Raw genomic sequence first — 18,471 nt, forward strand, 5'->3', positions numbered from 1 at the left:
CAGAGAATAGCACCGGCCTTGAGGCAGGGCACGTGCCGCAGCGGGCGGGCGCTCAGTCCAGCGCCAAGGCCCACAAAGTGCTGCAGCCGGTGAGCACGCTGCCCAGCACGCCGGGCCAGGAGGATGGTGGTGATGGGCGCTCAGCGGAGGAGTTGACGCCGATTTGCGCTTCGGTGCCCATGCGGGGTTTGCGTGCATCCAGCACCTGGGCAGGGCGGCCGCAGGCCTGTTGGGTTTGCGATTGCAGTTGCTCGGTCAGCTCTGCCAACGGGATTTTGGCCAGCACGGTCGTCACCTGAGAAGGCTGCAGCCCAGCGCCGGGGATGATTTGTGCGAACAGCTTGTCAGCCCATTTGTTGCGCCAGCTTTCGCGGGCGCTGTGGCTCACCCATTTGCTGACGCGGTGCGTCATGCGCGGCGCACAGGCCACCAGCACCCAGTGGCGCTGGCTGGCTGGTTCGTTGGCTACCAGGGGCGCAAGCAGCTGCTGCGCATGGTCAGCGTCGTCCACGTACACAATGATTTTGTCCATGTCGCAGGCCCTGTGGGTGGGTGAACGGGGTGAAACAGAAAGCAAAAAGGGCGTTGCCCTGCCCGTGCGGCGGGCGGAGGTCAACGCCCCTGGGGGCCGCAGCCTGCATGCAGGCTGCGAACGGCGGGAGCCGCTGTGCAGGCGCGGGGTCAGCCGTGGGCTGCGCCACCTTCGCCGCCGTCGCCAGCGCGGCGGGACACGATGAACTTGCCCACTGCCAGCACCAGCAAGGCGCCTACCACGTGCGATGCCCAGTACAGGGTGTCGGAGATGACCGCCAGGCCCTTTTCATCCACGCTGCCCCACTTGGGCATCCAGTCCATCACTGCGGGGTTCACGAATGCAGGATCGGTGACCAGCATGCCACCAGCAATCCAGCCCAGCAGCATGCCGCCGAAGGTGATGATGAACGGGAAGCGCTCCATCAGCTTGATGACGAGCTGGCTGCCCCAGACGATGATCGGGATCGAGATCAGCAGGCCCAGCACGACCAGCAGGAACGAGTGTTCGCCTGCGTTCTGTGCGGCACCGGCGATGGCGATCACGTTGTCCACGCTCATCACCAGGTCGGCCACGATGATGGTCTTGATGGCGGCCAGCAGCTTGTCGCTGCCTTGCACGTCGCCGTGGCCTTCTTCGTCAGGGGCCAGCAGCTTCACGCCGATCCACACCAGCAGCAGCGCACCGACGAACTTGAGGAACGGCAGCGACAGCAGGGTCATGGCAAAAGCAATCAGCACCACCCGCAAGACGATGGCACCGGCGGTGCCCCAGATGATGCCCTTGGCGCGTTGCGCAGGTGGCAGCTTGCGGCAGGCCAGCGCGATCACGACGGCGTTGTCTCCGCCCAGCAAGATGTCGATGATGATGATCTGGCCCAGTGCTAGCCAGAATTCGGGTGAAGTCAAAAAGTCCATGAAGTCCTCGGTGTCCTAAGGCAAAAGGAGTTTCCCGCTGCTGTGATGGCAAAGGGTCTGTCCTGGCGAGTCAGGCCTGCGGCGGAGGACCTGGAACCTGCCCGCGCGCTGGTGCGCAGGAGCGAGGGACGGCCTTGATCACCCCGCTGCGGGGCCATCAAAGGTCTTGCTCAGTCGGTGTGGCCACGGTGGCTGCACTGACCCGGACCGCCGGAAGCGAGACGCTTCGTACTGACGACGGTACGCTGCCCGGATGCTGCTGCGCGTGCTGGGTGGCGCGTGCATGGCCTGGGCGGGAACTACTCCCCTTCGAAGGGGGTGATTGGAACACCGTCAGGCGACCGGTGCAAGGGCGCGGGGGTTGTGGGTATTGCGTATGTCCTGAAGGGGTATCAGGGTTTACCAGCAGGTTGGCAGATACCCCTGCGCTGCTGTTTGGCCACCTGGGGTCGCTATCATCCAGCCCCCGCTAGCTCCCGGTAGCCTCTGCCTGCCCAGGGCCCCTTGCGCTGCACCCCCATCTTCATGACCGCCATCCACATCACCGACATCGAAGCCGCCATCAACCACTGGCGCCAGCGCTTGCCCTCCAATGCGGGTATGGCCCTGGCGCCACAGGTGCAGGCGCTGGCCGAGGTGTATGCGCTGATGGTGTACCGCCACGAAGATACGGTGGAAGAAGCCGACCTGCCGCTGGCGGCCCTGGATGCCTGGCTGGGCTGGTACGACACCACGCCCGACACGCCCTGCATTGCCATCTGCTCCACCAGCCAGGGCGACGATCTGTGCAAGGGCTGTGGCCGCACGTTCGATGAAGTGCAGCACTGGCCTGCCATGGGCCCAGCCGCCAAGCGCCAGGTGTGGCGGCGCATCACGCTGGAGCACACGGCCTGGCGGTTCACCCGCTATGCCGAGCGGGCGGCGGAAGGCGCTTCCAAACCGCCTGCGGTGTAGCCAGCAGCGTTCCCCCGGGGGCTGTACGCGAGGCGACCAAACCGCTATGGTGGCCCCTATGCTGCGCCTGACCCAAGCCCCCAATATCGCCATCGCCACCCTGTGGGCCGACTTGCTGTGCGAAGCGGGTATGACGGCATCGGTGCAGCGGCAATACCTGGGGGCTGCGGCCGGGCACCTGCCGCCGGACCAGTGCCTGCCCGAAATCTGGCTGGATTACGACGAACACGCCCCCCGTGCACGCGCGCTGCTGCAGGAGCTTCAGGATTTGCCCCAGCGCCGCTGGGCTTGCCGGTGCGGGGAGATCGTCGAGGGCGGGTTTGAGCAGTGCTGGCAATGTGGCGCGCTGATGCCGCGCGACTGAGTCATTGCTATTGATTCAATAGCTGCTGGCGCTTCTCTGTAGGGCGCTAGAAGGCTTTTTGGTTGATATCTATCACTTCCAGCGCACGGGCTCCAGGTGCACGCTGCCCAGGTTGCTGCTCAGCGTCAGCGCGCCTTCCTGCACCGTGGCCTGCAGCTGCATGCTGCGCTCGGCCATGGCCGCCATGGCCTGCGAGGCTTCGGTGGGAATGCGCCAGACCTGGAGCTTTTCCAGGCGCGTCAGCTTGGTTTCAATGCCCTTCCACCACACTTCAGACGCGTGATTGAAGCAGTAGACGATGACCGAGTCGGCCTTGCTGCAGGCCTTGGTCAGCGGCTTGTCTTCGGGCTGGCCTACTTCGATCCACACGCGCTTGCGGCCGGTGAAGTCGGTGAGCGAGGCGTCCGGGTCATCGGGGTCTGACAGCCCTGCGCCAAAGGCCAGGGTGGCGTCGCCATTGCACAGCGTCTGCAGCTGGTGGGCCTGCAGGGCCAGCGCGGCCAGCCGCACCATCATGCGCTCATCCGTCTCGCTGGGGTGGCGTGCCAGGGTGAGGGCATGGTCGGCGTAGTAGCCGTGGTCGATGTCGGCGATTTGCAGGTTCGCCTTGAAGATGGTGGATTTGATGGCCATGCAGCCTCACTATTAATTTGATAGCTGCCAGCGCTTATCAGGAAAGCGCTAGAGGCAAAAAGTATCGAAAGCCCGCCAGCGTTCGCTACGGGCGGTGCCCTGGTCAGTGCAACCGTGGAACCGGCTTTGCCGGGCCACGGGTTGCGTCCCCCTGGGGGGAAGGCGTGAAGCGCCTCAGGGGGGTTACACCCTTCGGGCCAGCTCAGCGGCCTTGCCGGTATAGCTGCCGGGTGTCATGGCCAACAGGCGGTCTTTTTCGGCTTGCGGGATGTCCAGCGACTGGATCAGTGCGTGCAGCGCTTCGGCCGTCACGGTCTTGCCGCGTGTGACTTCCTTGAGCTTTTCGTACGCACCTTGCACACCAAAACGGCGCATCACCGTCTGGATGGGCTCGGCCAGCACTTCCCACGACGCGTCCAGGTCGGCGGCCAGGGCTTCTTCGTTGATTTCGAGCTTGTTCAGGCCAGTGAGCAGCGAGGTGTAGGCCAGCGCGGCGTAGCCCAGGGCCACGCCGATGTTGCGCAGCACGGTGCTGTCGGTCAGGTCGCGCTGCCAGCGGCTGATGGGCAGCTTCTCAGCCAGGTGCTTGAGCAGCGCGTTGGCCAGGCCCAGGTTGCCTTCGGCGTTTTCAAAGTCGATGGGGTTGACCTTGTGCGGCATGGTGCTCGAACCAATCTCGCCCGCCTTGAGGCGCTGCTTGAAGTAGCCCAGGCTCACATAGCCCCAGATGTCGCGCGAGAGGTCGATCAGGATGGTGTTGGCGCGCGCCACGGCGTCGAACAGCTCGGCCATGTAGTCGTGCGGCTCGATCTGGATCGAGTAGGGCTGGAAGGTCAGACCCAGGCCCAGGGGCTCGGGCGTTTCGATGACCTTCTTGCTGAAAGCTTCCCAGTCAAAGTCAGGCCAGGCGGACAGGTGGGCGTTGTAGTTGCCCACGGCACCGTTCATCTTGCCCATGATCTTGACGGCGGCGATCTTCTCGCAGGCCGTCTGCAGGCGCATCACCACGTTGGCCATTTCCTTGCCCACGGTGGTGGGGCTGGCCGTCTGGCCGTGGGTGCGGCTGAGCATGGGCACGTCGGCAAACGCGTGGGCCATCTCGCGCAGCTTGAGCATGATGCGGTCCAGGCCCGGCAGGATGACCTGGTCGCGGCCCGAGCGCAGTTGCAGCGCGTGGCTGGTGTTGTTGATGTCTTCGCTGGTGCAGGCAAAGTGCACAAATTCGGCGGCCTTTTCCAGCTCGGGGCGGGCTTCAAACTTGCTCTTGATCCAGTATTCCACGGCCTTCACGTCGTGGTTGGTGGTCTTCTCGATTTCCTTGATGGCGGCGGAATCGGCCTCGGAGAAGTTTTTCACCAAGCTGAGCAAGTAAGCGCGTGCTCCGGTAGTGAGGGGCTTGAATTCTGCAAAGCCTGCATCAGACAGGGCGATGAACCACGCCACCTCGACCTGCACCCGGCGGTGCATGTAGCCGTGCTCGCTCATGATGGGGCGCAGCGCGGCAAGTTTGGGGGCGTAACGGCCGTCAAGCGGCGAGAGGGCGGTGATGGTGGACAGGCTCATGGCGCGCAATTGTAGGCGGGCAGTGGGCGGGCACGTACTGTTGTACCTGCGCCAGTACTCGTCAGGTAGGAGTGATCGGGTGCCGATAGAATCGCCTGCCCAGCCAGCGTGCGCCGTTTGCGTGCGGGCATTCACTTCCTGCTGACCCATGAAACTGATCGGATCCACCACCAGCCCGTACGTGCGCAAAGTGCGCATTGTGCTGGCCGAGAAAAAGCTCGACTACCAGTTCGTGCAGGACAACGTCTGGGGGGATGACACCACGGTGACCGCCTCCAACCCGCTGGGCAAGGTGCCCTGCCTGCTGATGGAAGGCGCCGAGGCCGTGTTTGATTCGCGCGTGATCGTGGAATACCTCGACACCCTCTCGCCCGTGGGCAAGCTGATTCCCTCCTCGGGCCGCGAACGCGCCGAGGTGAAGACCTGGGAAGCCCTGGCCGATGGCGCCATGGACGCCGGCATTCTGGCCCGCATGGAAGCCACCTGGGTGCACCGCCCCGACGACCAGCGCTGCCAGGCCTGGATCGACCGGCAAATGGGCAAGGTGAACGCGGCCCTCAAGGCCATGAGCCAGGGCCTGGGCGACAAGCCTTATTGCAGCGGCATCCACCTGAGCCTGTCGGACATTGCCGTGGGCTGCGCCCTGGGTTGGCTGGAGTTCCGCTACCCCGAGCTGGCCTGGCGCACCGAATACCCGAACCTGGGCAAGCTGATGGACAAGCTCATGCAGCGCGCGAGCTTTGCGGACACCAAGCCGGGCGCCTGACGCCCAGGGCCCCAGGGCCTTGCCCACCACCCCGGCGCAAGCTGGCGCGGGCTCCCCGCTGCGGGCGGCGCGGGTATCTTGGGGGACGAAGCTGGCTGTGGTTCGCTTATGCTTGGCTGGCTATGAACGAACCGGTTAGAACCCCTTTGGTGGACGAGCCTTCCCCACGCCGTACCGCACGCAAAGCTTCCGCAGCGGCGCCGGAACGTGGCCGGGTGAACGACCCGGACCGCACCATGGCCAACATCCTGGAAGTGGCCACGGCCGAGTTTGCCGACAAGGGGCTGGCTGGCGCGCGTATCGACGAGATCGCCGCGCTGACCCACACCAGCAAGCGCATGATTTACTACTATTTTGGTAGCAAAGAGGGCTTGTATCTGGCGGTGCTCGAAGAGGCTTACCGGCGCATTCGCCAGATCGAGACCAGCCTGCGCCTGGAAGACATGGAGCCGGAGGCCGCGCTGCGCACCCTGGTGGGCTTCACCTTCGACTACCAGCTGGACAACCCCGATTTCATTCGCCTGGTGATGAACGAGAACATGCACCGGGGCGAGTTCATCCGCCGCTCCGCCACCATCCAGGAGCTGAACGTGCCCGCCATCAACGCCGTGCAGGCGGTGTACGAACGCGGCGTGGCCAGCGGGGTGTTTCGCCCGCACATGGACCCGATTGACCTGCACATGTCCATCTCGGCCCTGTGCTTCTTCAATGTGGCCAACCGCCACACCTTCAGCGCGATCTTCAAGCGCTCACTCGACGAACCCGAGGCCCTTGCGCAGCGGCGCGATTCCATCATCGACATGGTGGTGCGCTTCGTGCGCGCCTGACTGACCACTTCGCTGCTTCCCGTTGTGCTCCTGCGCTTCCGTTTCCCGCAGGCTGCCGTGCGCGCGTGCAATTCCGCGCCCGCCATTCACCAAGGGTTTGCCCGAATCATTAAAACTAACCAGTTCGTACAAAATAATTCCAGCAGCCGATAACGTTTTGACTGGAGACAACCATGTTCGATTTGGTGGACCGCGTTTTGCGGGGCTACACACGAGCGCTGGACATGCTGGGGGGCTTGTTCCTCGCCGCCATGGTGGTGCTGGTCTTCGGCAACGTGGTGCTGCGCTACGCCTTCAACTCGGGCCTGACCATGTCCGAAGAAGTCTCGCGCTGGCTGTTTGTGTGGCTGACGTTCATGGGCGCTGTGGTGGCCCTGCGCGAGCACGGGCACCTGGGCACTGATGCGCTGGTGTCGCGCCTGCCCCGCCTGGGCAAAAAAATCTGTCTGGTGCTGGCCCAGGTGGCCATGCTGTATGTGTCCTGGTTGCTGCTCAAAGGCAGCTGGGTGCAGGCCGAAATCAATTGGGACACTGAGGCCCCCGTCACGGGCGCGTCGGTGGGCATCTTCTACGCCAGTGGCGTGATGCTGGGCGTGTCCTCCATGGCCATCTTGCTGCGCGATTTGCTGCGCACGCTGCTCACCCACCCGAGCGACCAGGAACTGGTGATGGTGCAGGAAAGCGAAGAAGTGGCCGCGCTGGAACAGCGCAACCTGGGCGATGTGGCGCCCCATTTTTCGCATGGCCCCATCGTGGCCAAAGACGATTCGCCCCCTGTGCGCAAGCCTTGATGGCCCGCGCCCACCGCCTCTACTTTCCTGAGCACCGCCGCCCATGACCGTCGCCATCTTCCTCGGCTCCCTGCTGATCGCCATGGCGATTGGCATTCCCATCGCCTACTCGCTGCTCCTCAGCGGCATTGCGCTGATGTGGCACCTCGACCTGTTCGACGCGCAGATCCTGGCGCAGAACGTCATCAACGGCGCAGACTCCTTCCCGCTGCTGGCCGTGCCGTTCTTCATGCTGGCGGGCGAAATCATGAACGTGGGCGGGCTGTCCAAGCGCATCGTCAAGCTGGCGCTGGCCGTAGTGGGCCATGTGCCCGGCGGCCTGGGCTATGTGGCCATCATGGCAGCGGTGATTCTGGCGGCGGTGTCCGGCTCCGCGGTGGCCGATGCGGCGGCGCTGGCTTCGCTGCTGCTGCCCATGATGGTGGCGGCCGGGCACGACAGGGCGCGCTCTGCGGGGCTGATTGCCTCGGCGGGCATCATCGCCCCGGTCATTCCCCCGTCCATCGGTTTCGTGATTTTTGGTGTGGCGGCCAATGTGTCCATCAGCAAGCTGTTCCTCGCGGGCATCGTGCCCGGGGTGCTGCTAGGCATCGCGCTGGCCATCACCTGGTGGTGGCTGGTGCGCAGTGAAAAAGTGGCCCCACCCGCCCGCGCCAGCCGCGCGGAAGTGCTCAAGGCCCTGCGCGAATCGGTGTGGGCCCTGGGCTTGCCCGTCATCATTCTGGTGGGCTTGCGCATGGGCGTGTTCACGCCGACCGAAGCGGCCGTGGTGGCCGCCGTGTACGCCCTGTTCGTCGCCATGGTGGTGTATCGCGAGCTGAGCTTTCGCCAGCTGGCCGACATCTTCCAGGCGGCGGCCCGCACCAGCGCAGTGGTGATGTTCCTCGTGGCGGCGGCCATGGTGTCGGCCTGGCTCATCACCGTGGCCGACCTGCCCAGCAAGATCATCGGCATGCTGGAGCCCTTCATGGGCAACCAGACGCTGCTGCTGATCGCCATCATGCTGCTGGTGATGATTGTGGGCACGGCCATGGACATGACGCCCACCATCCTCATCCTGACGCCCGTGCTCATGCCCGTGGTAAAGGCCGCTGGCATCGACCCCGTCTACTTTGGCGTGCTGTTCATCATCAACAACGCCATCGGCCTCATCACTCCGCCCGTGGGCACGGTGCTCAACGTGGTGGCAGGGGTCGGGCGCATTTCCATGTCGGATGTGACGCGCGGTGTCATGCCCTTCATGCTGGCGCAGTTCATCGTGATGTTCCTGCTCGTGGCCTTCCCATCCATCGTGATGGTGCCGCTGCGCTGGCTGGGCGGCTGATTGCCCTCGCCACCCTTTTCCTCTTACGGCCTTGCTTCATTCATCCCTACCAAGGAGCCTTCCATGACCCTCTTGAAAACCCTGCTGGCCACGGCGCTGGTGGCTGCCTCGCTGGTGTCGGGCGCGCACGCCCAAGACCGCACCATCAAGTTCGCCTTCCAGAACCAGAAGGACCACCCCCAGGCCCAGGGCGCGCAAAAGTTTGCAGACCTGGTGGCCGCAAAGAGCGGCGGCAAGATCCAGGTCAAGCTGTTCCCCGGCGGCACGCTGGGCGGCGATTTGCAGACCGTGTCGGCCTTGCAGGGCGGCACGGTGGAGATGACGGTGCTCAACGCGGGCATCCTGTCGGCGCAGACCAAGGAATTCGGCATTTACGACTTCCCCTTCCTGTTTGCCTCGCCGCAAGAAGCCGATGCCGTGACCGACGGCCCCTTTGGCAAGAAGCTGCTGGACAAGCTCAAGGCCAAGAACCTGGTGGGCCTGGCCTATTGGGAGCTTGGTTTTCGCAACGTCACCAACAGCAAAAAGCCCATCACCAAGGCCGAAGACCTGGCGGGCCTGAAGATCCGCGTGATCCAGTCGCCCATCTATATCGACATGTTCAACGCCCTGGGCGCCAACGCCGTGCCCATGCCCTTCCCCGAGCTGTACACCGCGCTGGAGCAAAAGGCCGTGGACGGACAGGAGAACCCAGTCACCACCATCCTCTCGTCCAAATTCAACGAAGTGCAAAAGCACCTGGCCATCACGCGCCACATGTACAACCCGCAGGCGGTCATCGTCAGCAAGAAGTTCTGGGACGGCCTGTCGCCCGCCGAGCAAAAGTGGATCAACGACGCCATGGCCGAAGCCACCACGTTCCAGCGCGGCGTCTCGCGCGTGCAGTCGGACGTGGCGCTCGACCAGCTCAAGAAGTCAGGCATGCAGGTGACCGAATTCCCTGCCGCCGAGCTGGACAAGCTGCGCGCCAAGATGAAGCCTGTGATTGAAAAGCACAGCGAAAAGGTGGGCGCCGACACGGTGAAAGAGGTGTACGACACCCTGGCCAAGCTGCGCGCTGCCAAATAAGCGCCGGACTTGCACACGCACCGGAGGCAAGCCCTCGGGTGCGGGGGCTGGCATCGCTGCCGGGCCGGTGGCGGCCATTGGGCAGACAATGCCGTATTTCCCTCGTTACGCTGATTCCACCGCCATGAGCATTCTTCTTCTGAACGGCCCCAACCTGAACCTGCTGGGCACGCGCGAACCCCACATCTACGGCGCCGACACCCTGGCCGATGTGGAGCGCCACTTTGCCGCCGAGGCGGTGCGGCTGGGCACCACGGCCGCCTGCTTTCAGAGCAACCACGAAGGCCACCTGATTGACCGCATCCACGCTGCGCGCCTGGATGGCACGCGCGGCATTGTCATCAACCCCGGCGGCCTCACCCACACCAGCGTGGCGCTGCGCGATGCGCTGGCGGGCGTGGCCCTGCCGGTGGTGGAAGTGCACATCAGCAACGTGCACAAGCGCGAGGAGTTTCGCCACCACTCCTACATCTCGGGCATTGCCGATGGCGTGATTGCAGGCCTGGGCATCCAGGGCTATGAAATGGCGCTGCACTACCTGGTGCGCAAGCTGGCCAAGGCGGCATGAACGCGGCGGGCGCCTCGGTCCGCTAACTGTTCGCGCGGCGCTTGAGCCAGCGCATCAGAGCGCCCACCACGGGCAGCTTTTCGTACAGCTCCTCGGCGGCGTCCCAATAGTCGCGGTGCAGTGTGACCAGGCCTTGCTCGTCGAGCACCAGGTGCGAGGCGCCGCGCACCGTCTGCGTCACGCCCTTGTGAAAATTTTGGAAAGCAAACAGGAAATCCCAGGTCAGAAAGCACTGCTGGCCTTGCACCACCCGGCCGGTGACGATGAAGCGCGGCTGTTCCAGCGCCTCGAACATATGGGAAAAGATGCCCTGGATGGCGGGCACGCCCTGCACCTCGTTGAACGGGTCTTTGAAGCGCGCCTCTGCCGCGTAAAGCTCGCCCAGTTGCGCCACACCTGCGGGCGACAGCGTTTCAAAAAAGACGATGACGCGGCTGACGGCTTCTTCCGTCAAGGCTGCTGGGGGGCTCAGGGGGTGTTCCATGGCGTGGGTTTTACAGGCCGGTAAAGCGGCGCACTGCCGGAAAGTACCACCGGTAGGGCAACAACCGCAGCCATTTCATCCAGCGGGTGAAGCGTTTGGGGAAGTGGATGTCGAACTCGCCGTCTTCCCAGCCGCGCACGATGGCTGCAGCCGCTGCTTCGGGCGTGATGAGCGCGGGCATGGTGAAGTCGTTGCGCGCCGTCAGCGGCGTGGCCACAAAGCCGGGGTTGATCACGCTCACGCCCATGCCCAGTGCGTGCAGATCCAGGTACAGCGCCTCGGCCAGGTTGATGAGGGCCGCCTTCGTAGGGCCGTAGGCCAGGCTCTTGGGCAGGCCGCGAAAGCCCGCCACGCTGCTGACCAGGCTCACGTGCCCTGGCCGCCCCATCTTGGCCGATGCCACCATAGCGGGCAGCACGCCGGCCAGCACGCGCAAGGTGCCGGTGTAGTTCACGTCTTCGTGGCGCAGGGCTTCGGTCAGGTCGAAGTCGGTGGCGCGCATGTCGCGGTAGTGGCCCGCGCAGTAGCACACCAGGTCCAGCGGGCCGCCCGCCAGCACCTGCTGCGCAGCGGCCTTGACCTGGGCGGTGTGGGCCGTGTCCAGCGGCACGGCCACGCTGCCGGGGTGCTCATCTACAAACGCTTGCAGGGCTTGCGCGTTGCGGGCCGACACAATGACCTGCGCCCCCCGCGCATGCAGCAGCGCCGCCGTGGCCCGGCCAATGCCGCTGGAGGCGCCCACCAGCCACACGCGTCGGCCCTGCCAGTAATGGATGCGGGGATTGAGACTCATGGCGTGGCTCAGGTGCGCTTGGTGAACGACAGGGTGATCTCACCCAGCCGCACGCCAAACTTGCTCATCGTGGCGCGGTTGAGCATCACGCGCTCGTCGATCAGGTACATCCAGTCGTCAAAGTCCACGTGGTAGACCTTGCCATCCACCGGCAAGGCCAGCGTGTAACCCCAGCGAAAGGCATTGCCCTGCGTCTGGCCCCTGGCTGTGCCCACCACGTCGTCGGCGGTGCCGGTGTAGTGGCCGCCCGGCAGCCTGGTCAGCCGCCAGATGCGGCGCTGGGTGGTGCCGTCGGAATAGGTGAAGGCTTCGTCCAGCACGCCTTCGTTGCCTTTCCAGCTGCACTCCATCACCACCGTGAAGCGGCGGGCGATCTGGCCGCTGCGGCCCTGGAAGATGCCGTGGGCATCTACCGTGCCATTGAAGTACTGGGTCAGATCCAGCACGGGCTTTTCGCTGGCGTATCCGGCCAGGTTCTGGCTGGCGCACCCGGTCAGGGCCGCAAGCGGCGCCACGGCAGTGGCGCCCAGAAGGGTTCGGCGTTGGATCATGGGAAGGCCTTGGTGGTGGGTGGGGTGCAGGGTTGCATTGAGAAAAATCACGGGGCCTGGAACGCAGCGCTACCGGGCGTGCGCCGCACCACCAGCAGGTACAGCGCGGCAGCCGCCGCCAGCTTGAGCAGGCAGGGCAGCACGGCATACGCCAGGCTCAGGGTTTGCAGGCCGGCTTCGCTGCGGGTGCCGGGTGTGTAGCCCAGCAGGGCCAGCAGCGGCAGCGCCAGCCCGGCGGCCAGGGCCAGGTTGAGCTTGGTGGCAAAGTTCCACCAGCCAAAGTACGCGCCTTCGTGCTGGCCGCTGTCGCCTTCGTAGGCGATCACGCCCGCCAGCAGGGCACTGGGCAGGGCCAGGTCGGTGCCCAGCGCCACGCCCGAGAGGGCGCACACCACGGCAAAGGCCAGCGCATCGCCGCTGCCGAGCAGCGCCGTCCAGGCAAACACGGCCACGGCCAGCAGCATGCCCATGAGCCAGGTGCGGGCCAGGCCAAAGCGGCTCACGGCGCGCAGCCACAGCGGTATCGACAGGGCGGCGCAGACGAAGTAAGCGCCCAGGAACAGCGGTTCCTGCGTGGATGGCGCCTGCAATCGGTCTTGCACGAAGAACAGCACCAGCGTGGCCGGGATGGCGCTGGCAATGCCGTTGAGCATGAACACCGCCAGCAGCCGGCGGAAGGCCGGACGCCCCCAGGGCCGCCACAGGCTGGCGTGCTGGGCGGGGTGATACACGCCATGCATGTCGGCACCCTGCGCCGCAGGCCGGGGCGCGCAGGCCCAGGCCCACCAGCCCAGCACCAGCGTGGCGGCAAACACGCCCAGCATGGCAGGCAGGCCCAGCAAGCTGGGCAGCAACGATGCCAGGACCACGCCCACCAGGGCCGCGCCTTCGCGCCACGCCACGATGCGGCTGCGCAGTGCCTCATCACCGCCCAGGCGGGCGCCCCACGACTGGTGCGCAATGCTGAGCTGGCTGTAGGCCAGGTAGGTGGCCAGCAGGCACAGCAGCGCCCACCAGGCCAGGGCCTGCTGGCCCTGCACGGGCGGGAAGAACAGCGCCCACATGCCCAGCGCCAGCACCACGGCCGACCCGGCCCCCGCGCCCAGCACGGTGCGGGTGGAGCGGCCAAACAGCCGGTCGCTCAGCCGGCCCAGCAGCGGGTCGGTGGCGGCGTCGAACAGGCGGGCCGCCAGCAGCACGGCCCCCAGGGTAGCCAGCGGCATGCCGTAGGCGCGTGCGTAGTGGTTGGGCAGCAGCACGTACAGCGGCAGCGCCACAAAGGCCAGGGGCAGGCCCAGCAGGCCATAGGTCAGGCCTTGGCGGGCGGGCAGCGTGCCGGGGGTGCCAGGTGCGGTCATGGCGATCCTGCGGGGCTGCGGCTGGCCAGCAGCGCCTGGCGCAGCGCGGGCTCGGACGTGTTGGGCGAGAGCCAGATGCCGAAGAACAGGCGCGCAAATTCAGGGTCGGCCACCTCGCCCACCACCTTGTCAGCCATGCGGAACACGGCGCCGCCGCCCGGGCGGTAGATGCCGGTGAGGGTGTCGCCCGGCTTCACATCGGGCAAGGCGGCTTGCAACGCGGCTTGCCAGCGTTCGGCCTGCTCGGGGCCGAACGGGGCCACGCGCCGCATCTCTTCGATGGAGCGCTTGGCAATCGCCTGGGCCGTGAAGTTGCGCTGGTAGGTCAGCGCCAGCGCCAGCGGCTGGTCGGCATAGCGCTCGGGTGCAAAGCCGGGGCTCACCCACAGCCGGGCCTGGTACACCTCCAGCCCAAAGAAGCGCATGGTGCCCTGGCCTGCCAGCACGGTGCCGGGCAGGGGCGTGGCGTCACTGCCCTGTGCGCTAGCAGGGTTGATATAAAAAATGGCTGTAGCGCCCGCTAATAAAGCGCAAGCAGCTATCTTTTTCATAGTGATTGACCCTGCGGCAAAGTGCTTTCAGGCCACGCTGTCGTTCACCAGCGTGTACTGCACGAGGTCGATGTTCTGCATGGCGAACGCGGCTTCGCAGTAGGCGAGGTAGAACTCCCAGATGTGCATGAAGCGCTCGTCAAAGCCCAGCTTCAAAATCTCAGCGCGCTGCGCCAGGAAGCGCTCGCGCCAGCGCTTGAGGGTTTCGGCGTAGTCCTGGCCAAAGGCGAACTCGTCCACCACGCGCAGGCCCGCGGCCTCGGCCTCGCGGCGGAACTCGCGTGGGCAGGGCAGGCAGCCGCCGGGGAAGATGTACTGCTGGATGAAATCGGTGGAGCTGATGCAGCGCTTGAACAGCCCGTCGTCGATCACGATGCTCTGGATGCAGGCCTTGCCACCGGGCTTGAGCAGGCGCTTGATGGAGGCAAAGTACGTGGGCCAGTATTCGCGCCCCACGGCCTCTACCATTTCAATGGAGCAGATGGCGTCGTACGGGCCGTCGCTGATGTCGCGGTAGTCCTGCAGCCGCAGGTCGGCCTGGCCCGCCACGCCGTGCTGCGCCATGCGCTTGCGGGCAAACGCGAGCTGTTCGGTGGACAGCGTCACGCCGGTGAGCGTGGCGCCGAATTCGGTGGTGGCCATTTCCGCCAGCGCGCCCCAGCCGCAGCCAATCTCCAGCACCCGGTCGCCCGGCTGCACACCGGCCATGCGCAGCGCGCGGCGCACCTTGGCGAGTTGTGCGGTGCGCATGTCGCCCCCCGCATCGCCCTCGAACCAGGCGGACGAGTAGTTCATCGTGTCGTCCAGCCACAGCTCATAAAACGCGTTGCCCAGGTCGTAATGCGCGTGGATGTTCTTCTGGCTGTTGGCCTTGGTGTTGCGGTTGAGCAGGTGCTTGATGCGGTACAGCAGCCGCCCGGCCCAGGTGCCATAAATCACGCCTTCGACCTGCTGGCGGTTGGCGATGAAGAGTTTGAGCAGGTCGGTGAGGTGTGGCGTGGTCCAGTCGCCAGCGATATAGCTTTCGGCAAAGCCGATGTCGCCCGACTTGAGGGCGGCACTGCACACGTTCCAGTTCTTGAAGGCAATGGCTGCCGAGGGGCCGCCACCGGGGCCGAAGTGCCGCTGCGTGCCGTCGGGCAGCTGCACCGTGAGGTGGCCATGCTGCAGGCGCTGCAGCAATTGCAAAGCGGTGCGCGCGGCAGCGGGCGTGCCAGCGGGCAAGGCCAGGGCAGAACGGGGTGCGGTGGTGGAGTTCATGGCAGTGGTCTCGCAGGTGGGTGCGGAATACGGGTCGTGCATGTCAACGGGTCACGATCGAGGCCGGGGCCTCGGGCTTGCGATGAAAGCGCACGCGCTTGAGCCACAGCTGCAGCGCGTGCCAGTGGATGCGGGCGATGATGGCCAGCGTCATGGCCGGGTAGCCCCACAGCGCCTGGCGCAGGGTGCGGGCGGTGGCGGGTTGCAGGGTGCCGCTCACGCTGGTCTGGATGAGAGGGCCGCTGGCGTCGTCGTAATCAATGCGCACCACGGTGCGGCCGGCATCCTGCGGGCCGGGGGCTGTGCGCATGAAGCGGAAGCGGTAGCCGCCCGTCACTTCGCAAAACGGCGACACATGGAACACCTTGCGCGCCTGCTGCTCCACGCCGTACTGCGGGGCGTCGAGCAAATAGCAGTGGCGCTCGCCAAAGGTGTTGTTCACCTCGACCAGGATGGCGCGCAGGCTGCCATCACTGCGGTGGCAGTACCAGAAGCTCACGGGCTTGAAGGTGTAGCCCAGCACGCGCGGGTAGGTGTGCAGCCACACCTCGCCCGTGGCGTCGTCAATGCCTTCGGCTTGCAGCAGGCCGTCCAGCCAGGCCAGCGCGCCGCCTTGCTCGGCACTGCGGCCATCGCCATGGTCCACATCGTGGAAGCTGATGGCCCCGCGCCGGTTCACGGCCAGCGCGCCATCCCGCCCACCTTGCGCCAGCGTGCGCATGGGCAGCATCAGGAAGAACGTGCCGTAGGCAAACGCGTGCCTGCGCGGCCGCAGCCGGGTGTGGCGCACGTGGCCAAAACCCAGCAGGGGCTGCGCGGCGGGCGTGGGGCGCAGGTCGGTCATGCGGCCAGCCTTTGGGGGGCTTGCAGCAGCGGCGCCAGTTGACGCGCGACGGCCAGGCCGGACTTGAGCCCGTCTTCATGGAAGCCGTAACCCGTCCACGCGCCACAGAACCAGGTGTTGTGCTGGCCTTGCAGCGCGGGCACCTGCTGCTGCGCGGCAATGGCGCCCAGGTCGAACACGGGGTGGGCGTATTCGTACTCACCAATGATCTGGCGCGGGTTGATGTTGCGCACCGGGTTGAGTGACACCACCACCGGCTGGGCAAACGGCAAGGGCTGCAGCTGGTTGAGCAGGTAGTGCAGGCACACGCGTGCGCTCTCGCGGTCGGTTTGCTGGGCGCGCTCGTAGTTCCAGGCGGCCCAGGCGGCGCGGCGCTGCGGCAGCACCGTGGTGTCGGTGTGCAGCACGGCGCGGTTGGGCTGGTAGCGGATGGCGCCCAGCACCTCACGCTCCTGCGCCGTGGGCTGCGCCAGCAGCGCCAGGGATTGGTCAGAGTGCGTGGCCAGCACCACATGGTCGAAATGCTCGGTGCCCTGGTTGGTGGACACGCGCACACCCGCAGCGTCGCGCTCGATGCGGCGCACGGGGGTGTTCAGGCGCTTGTCGGGCACGCCGGCCAGGACTTTTTCGACGTAGTTGCGGGCGCCGCCGGTCACCGTCCACCACTGGGGCCGGTTGGCCACCTGGATCAGGCCGTGGTTGTGGCAGAAGCGGATCATCGTTGCCACCGGGAACTTCAGCATCTGGTCCGTTGGGCAGCTCCAGATGCAGCCCAGCATGGGCAGGAAGTACCAGTCGCGGAAGGCGTCGCCAAAGCGGTGTTCTTTGAGGAAGTCGCCCAGCGGCTGCATCAGCGCCTGCTCGGCATGGGCCCGGGCAATGCGGGTGCACAGCTGGTTGAAGCGCAGCAGGTCGGTCAGCATGCCCCAGAAACGGGGGTTGACCAGGTTGCTGCGCTGGGCGAACACGGTAGAGAGGTTGGTGCCGCTCCACTCCAGTGCCTTGCCGCCGCGCGCACCGGGCACCTGCACCGAGAACGACATGTCGGACTTGGCCGTGGCCACGCCCAGCTCGGCCAGCAGGGCGATCAGATTCGGATAGGTGCGTTCGTTGAAGACCAGAAAGCCCGTGTCCACCCCGTGGGTGACGGCTTTGCCCGCCGCGTTGGGCAGGGTCACATCCACCGTGTGGGTGTGGCCGCCAAAGTAGCTGCCGGATTCAAACAAGGTGACTTGCGCCTGGCTGCGCAACTGGTGCGCCACCGAGAGCCCGGAGATGCCGGAGCCGATGATGGCGACTTTCATGGCCGGCCCCCTCTGGCCGACTCAGCGAATAAAAAGGTTGCGAAGCACCCCGAAACGAATAAGAGAGGGAGGGAGGAGAAGCGCTCCAGGAGGGCAGTCGGAACCCGAGGCACCGAAAGGCTTCGCAACGTTAAACCGGGAGAGCACGTACCGCGCTCTTGCAGGGGATAGAGTGGGGCCCCTTTGCAGAAGTTCCAGAGCTGATCGCGCATTTTTTTAAAGAAAAGTAAAGAAGGGTTGCCGCTCAGCGGGGCGCCGCCACCGCGAGCTGCTGCTCAATGGCCCGCACCAGGCTCTTGCTGTCGGGAGCGGTCATGCTGGAATAGTTGTCCACCAGCCGGCCATCGCGGCCCAGCAGGTATTTGTGGAAGTTCCACTTGGGCGCCGTGCCCGAGAGCTGGGCCAGCTGCTTGTACAGGGGCGACGCGTCGGCCCCGCGCACGGCGGTCTTGGCAAACATGGGGAACTTCACTCCGAAGGTGTTTTCGCAAAAGTCGGCAATCTCCTTGTTGCTGCTCTTTTCCTGTGCGAAATCGTTGGACGGGAAGCCCAGCACCACCAGCCCCTTGTCCTTGTAGCGGCTGTACAGCTCTTCCAGCCCCTTGTACTGGCCGGTGAAGCCGCAGTAACTGGCCGTGTTCACCACCAGCACCACCTTGCCCGCGTATTGGCACAGCGACTGGGGCTTTTCGTCCTGCAGGCGCAGATAGGTGTGCTGCAGCGTGGCCGGGCAGGCGGCAGCGCTGGCGGCGGCAGGCGCATCGGCCGCGTGGGCGGCCGGGTTGGCAAACCCCCATAGCCCCACTATGGCCAGTTGGACGACGATGTAACGATGGGTCAGTGCGGCGCGCATGGTTTTCTCTGAAGTGATGGGTAAGCAATTTAACCGCTGAATCATATTTTGTCCAAGTGAGTTTTTATTTGTACTGATTGGTATACGGCTGACCTGCGCGTTTGGATTCAGCACGCGTGCCTGACCACCTGGCGGGCCAGGGAGCATCGGTTTTCAAGCAAGAAAT

At 65.4% G+C, this 18,471-nt stretch carries 21 protein-coding genes; 8 read left to right on the forward strand and 13 right to left on the reverse strand.

Annotated elements, in window-relative coordinates; genetic code table 11:
- Positions 1-52 precede the first annotated feature (52 nt).
- Together IHV84_RS05210 and IHV84_RS05215 are read right to left on the reverse strand one after the other, a co-directional pair.
- A complete protein-coding gene (locus IHV84_RS05210; protein ID WP_198846095.1) occupies positions 53-532 on the reverse strand; it encodes a hypothetical protein in 480 nt (159 codons plus the stop codon).
- A 149-nt stretch (positions 533-681) separates the two neighbouring features.
- Positions 682-1,449: a TerC family protein gene (locus IHV84_RS05215; protein ID WP_198846096.1), complete on the reverse strand. Its 768-nt coding sequence runs from the start codon at positions 1,447-1,449 to the stop codon at positions 682-684.
- A gap of 525 nt (positions 1,450-1,974) precedes the next feature.
- Between IHV84_RS05215 and IHV84_RS05220 the strand changes: the two genes are divergently transcribed.
- Both IHV84_RS05220 and IHV84_RS05225 read left to right on the forward strand, forming a co-directional pair.
- The gene (locus IHV84_RS05220; RefSeq protein WP_142082717.1) at positions 1,975-2,403 is read left to right on the forward strand and encodes a DUF3717 domain-containing protein; all 429 of its coding nucleotides are present in this window, start codon (positions 1,975-1,977) and stop codon (positions 2,401-2,403) included.
- Between the two features lie 58 nt (positions 2,404-2,461).
- On the forward strand, positions 2,462-2,767 hold the full coding sequence (locus tag IHV84_RS05225) for a hypothetical protein (protein WP_044395146.1): 306 nt from the start codon (positions 2,462-2,464) through the stop codon (positions 2,765-2,767).
- A 72-nt stretch (positions 2,768-2,839) separates the two neighbouring features.
- Here IHV84_RS05225 and IHV84_RS05230 read toward each other — a convergent pair whose 3' ends face one another.
- The gene (locus IHV84_RS05230) at positions 2,840-3,400 is read right to left on the reverse strand and encodes a YaeQ family protein (RefSeq protein WP_066786348.1); all 561 of its coding nucleotides are present in this window, start codon (positions 3,398-3,400) and stop codon (positions 2,840-2,842) included.
- Positions 3,401-3,583: 183 nt separating this feature from the next.
- Positions 3,584-4,963, reverse strand: coding sequence for an adenylosuccinate lyase (purB, locus tag IHV84_RS05235; protein WP_142082720.1), 1,380 nt, complete (start codon positions 4,961-4,963; stop codon positions 3,584-3,586).
- 148 nt (positions 4,964-5,111) lie between these two features.
- Here purB and IHV84_RS05240 point away from each other — a divergent pair, with 148 nt between their 5' ends.
- From IHV84_RS05240 to aroQ, 6 genes are all read left to right on the forward strand, one after another.
- On the forward strand, positions 5,112-5,729 hold the full coding sequence (locus IHV84_RS05240; protein WP_198846097.1) for a glutathione S-transferase N-terminal domain-containing protein: 618 nt from the start codon (positions 5,112-5,114) through the stop codon (positions 5,727-5,729).
- Between the two features lie 122 nt (positions 5,730-5,851).
- Complete coding sequence (locus IHV84_RS05245; RefSeq protein ID WP_198846098.1) at positions 5,852-6,556, forward strand: TetR/AcrR family transcriptional regulator; 705 nt, start codon at positions 5,852-5,854, stop codon at positions 6,554-6,556.
- A 173-nt stretch (positions 6,557-6,729) separates the two neighbouring features.
- Positions 6,730-7,347: a TRAP transporter small permease gene (locus IHV84_RS05250; RefSeq protein ID WP_198846099.1), complete on the forward strand. Its 618-nt coding sequence runs from the start codon at positions 6,730-6,732 to the stop codon at positions 7,345-7,347.
- A 43-nt stretch (positions 7,348-7,390) separates the two neighbouring features.
- Positions 7,391-8,671, forward strand: a complete 1,281-nt coding sequence (locus tag IHV84_RS05255) for a TRAP transporter large permease subunit (RefSeq protein ID WP_198846100.1) — start codon at positions 7,391-7,393, stop codon at positions 8,669-8,671.
- Positions 8,672-8,734: 63 nt separating this feature from the next.
- A complete protein-coding gene (locus tag IHV84_RS05260; RefSeq protein ID WP_066697939.1) occupies positions 8,735-9,739 on the forward strand; it encodes a TRAP transporter substrate-binding protein in 1,005 nt (334 codons plus the stop codon).
- 88 nt (positions 9,740-9,827) lie between these two features.
- The gene (aroQ, locus tag IHV84_RS05265; RefSeq protein WP_066786362.1) at positions 9,828-10,307 is read left to right on the forward strand and encodes a type II 3-dehydroquinate dehydratase; all 480 of its coding nucleotides are present in this window, start codon (positions 9,828-9,830) and stop codon (positions 10,305-10,307) included.
- A 22-nt stretch (positions 10,308-10,329) separates the two neighbouring features.
- Here the strand turns inward: aroQ and IHV84_RS05270 are convergent, their stop codons facing one another.
- From IHV84_RS05270 to IHV84_RS05310, 9 genes are all read right to left on the reverse strand, one after another.
- Positions 10,330-10,791, reverse strand: a complete 462-nt coding sequence (locus IHV84_RS05270) for a nuclear transport factor 2 family protein (RefSeq protein ID WP_198846101.1) — start codon at positions 10,789-10,791, stop codon at positions 10,330-10,332.
- A gap of 10 nt (positions 10,792-10,801) precedes the next feature.
- Positions 10,802-11,584, reverse strand: a complete 783-nt coding sequence (locus tag IHV84_RS05275; protein WP_067512586.1) for an SDR family oxidoreductase — start codon at positions 11,582-11,584, stop codon at positions 10,802-10,804.
- A gap of 8 nt (positions 11,585-11,592) precedes the next feature.
- Positions 11,593-12,135, reverse strand: coding sequence for a DUF3833 domain-containing protein (locus tag IHV84_RS05280; RefSeq protein ID WP_198846102.1), 543 nt, complete (start codon positions 12,133-12,135; stop codon positions 11,593-11,595).
- Positions 12,136-12,182: 47 nt separating this feature from the next.
- Positions 12,183-13,493, reverse strand: coding sequence for an MFS transporter (locus IHV84_RS05285; protein WP_198846103.1), 1,311 nt, complete (start codon positions 13,491-13,493; stop codon positions 12,183-12,185).
- Entirely contained in the window at positions 13,490-14,044 is a 555-nt protein-coding gene (locus IHV84_RS05290; RefSeq protein ID WP_198846104.1) for a chalcone isomerase family protein, read from the reverse strand. Before IHV84_RS05290 ends, IHV84_RS05285 begins: the two co-directional genes overlap by 4 nt.
- A gap of 27 nt (positions 14,045-14,071) precedes the next feature.
- Complete coding sequence (locus tag IHV84_RS05295) at positions 14,072-15,304, reverse strand: cyclopropane-fatty-acyl-phospholipid synthase family protein (RefSeq protein ID WP_198846105.1); 1,233 nt, start codon at positions 15,302-15,304, stop codon at positions 14,072-14,074.
- 43 nt (positions 15,305-15,347) lie between these two features.
- On the reverse strand, positions 15,348-16,148 hold the full coding sequence (locus tag IHV84_RS05300; RefSeq protein WP_198846106.1) for a DUF1365 domain-containing protein: 801 nt from the start codon (positions 16,146-16,148) through the stop codon (positions 15,348-15,350).
- Entirely contained in the window at positions 16,145-17,452 is a 1,308-nt protein-coding gene (locus tag IHV84_RS05305; protein ID WP_198846107.1) for an NAD(P)/FAD-dependent oxidoreductase, read from the reverse strand. Before IHV84_RS05305 ends, IHV84_RS05300 begins: the two co-directional genes overlap by 4 nt.
- A gap of 244 nt (positions 17,453-17,696) precedes the next feature.
- Positions 17,697-18,305: a glutathione peroxidase gene (locus IHV84_RS05310; RefSeq protein ID WP_198846108.1), complete on the reverse strand. Its 609-nt coding sequence runs from the start codon at positions 18,303-18,305 to the stop codon at positions 17,697-17,699.
- Between the last annotated feature and the right edge of the window lie 166 nt (positions 18,306-18,471).

It is taken from the genome of Acidovorax sp. IB03, assembly GCF_016406015.1.
GTDB lineage: Bacteria > Pseudomonadota > Gammaproteobacteria > Burkholderiales > Burkholderiaceae_C > Acidovorax > Acidovorax temperans.

Excerpts from the sequence above, each read along its gene's own strand:
- IHV84_RS05305 (WP_198846107.1), bottom strand. The coding sequence starts at position 17,452 with ATGAAAGTCGCCATCATCGGCTCCGGCATCTCCGGGCTCTCGGTGGCG.
- purB (WP_142082720.1), bottom strand. The coding sequence starts at position 4,963 with ATGAGCCTGTCCACCATCACCGCCCTCTCGCCGCTTGACGGCCGTTAC.
- IHV84_RS05295 (WP_198846105.1), bottom strand. The coding sequence starts at position 15,304 with ATGAACTCCACCACCGCACCCCGTTCTGCCCTGGCCTTGCCCGCTGGC.
- IHV84_RS05220 (WP_142082717.1), top strand. The coding sequence starts at position 1,975 with ATGACCGCCATCCACATCACCGACATCGAAGCCGCCATCAACCACTGG.
- IHV84_RS05255 (WP_198846100.1), top strand. The coding sequence starts at position 7,391 with ATGACCGTCGCCATCTTCCTCGGCTCCCTGCTGATCGCCATGGCGATT.
- IHV84_RS05310 (WP_198846108.1), bottom strand. The coding sequence starts at position 18,305 with ATGCGCGCCGCACTGACCCATCGTTACATCGTCGTCCAACTGGCCATA.
- IHV84_RS05275 (WP_067512586.1), bottom strand. The coding sequence starts at position 11,584 with ATGAGTCTCAATCCCCGCATCCATTACTGGCAGGGCCGACGCGTGTGG.
- IHV84_RS05280 (WP_198846102.1), bottom strand. The coding sequence starts at position 12,135 with ATGATCCAACGCCGAACCCTTCTGGGCGCCACTGCCGTGGCGCCGCTT.
- IHV84_RS05240 (WP_198846097.1), top strand. The coding sequence starts at position 5,112 with ATGAAACTGATCGGATCCACCACCAGCCCGTACGTGCGCAAAGTGCGC.
- IHV84_RS05230 (WP_066786348.1), bottom strand. The coding sequence starts at position 3,400 with ATGGCCATCAAATCCACCATCTTCAAGGCGAACCTGCAAATCGCCGAC.
- IHV84_RS05225 (WP_044395146.1), top strand. The coding sequence starts at position 2,462 with ATGCTGCGCCTGACCCAAGCCCCCAATATCGCCATCGCCACCCTGTGG.
- aroQ (WP_066786362.1), top strand. The coding sequence starts at position 9,828 with ATGCCGTATTTCCCTCGTTACGCTGATTCCACCGCCATGAGCATTCTT.
- IHV84_RS05300 (WP_198846106.1), bottom strand. The coding sequence starts at position 16,148 with ATGACCGACCTGCGCCCCACGCCCGCCGCGCAGCCCCTGCTGGGTTTT.
- IHV84_RS05215 (WP_198846096.1), bottom strand. The coding sequence starts at position 1,449 with ATGGACTTTTTGACTTCACCCGAATTCTGGCTAGCACTGGGCCAGATC.
- IHV84_RS05260 (WP_066697939.1), top strand. The coding sequence starts at position 8,735 with ATGACCCTCTTGAAAACCCTGCTGGCCACGGCGCTGGTGGCTGCCTCG.
- IHV84_RS05210 (WP_198846095.1), bottom strand. The coding sequence starts at position 532 with ATGGACAAAATCATTGTGTACGTGGACGACGCTGACCATGCGCAGCAG.
- IHV84_RS05290 (WP_198846104.1), bottom strand. The coding sequence starts at position 14,044 with ATGAAAAAGATAGCTGCTTGCGCTTTATTAGCGGGCGCTACAGCCATT.
- IHV84_RS05270 (WP_198846101.1), bottom strand. The coding sequence starts at position 10,791 with ATGGAACACCCCCTGAGCCCCCCAGCAGCCTTGACGGAAGAAGCCGTC.
- IHV84_RS05250 (WP_198846099.1), top strand. The coding sequence starts at position 6,730 with ATGTTCGATTTGGTGGACCGCGTTTTGCGGGGCTACACACGAGCGCTG.
- IHV84_RS05245 (WP_198846098.1), top strand. The coding sequence starts at position 5,852 with ATGAACGAACCGGTTAGAACCCCTTTGGTGGACGAGCCTTCCCCACGC.
- IHV84_RS05285 (WP_198846103.1), bottom strand. The coding sequence starts at position 13,493 with ATGACCGCACCTGGCACCCCCGGCACGCTGCCCGCCCGCCAAGGCCTG.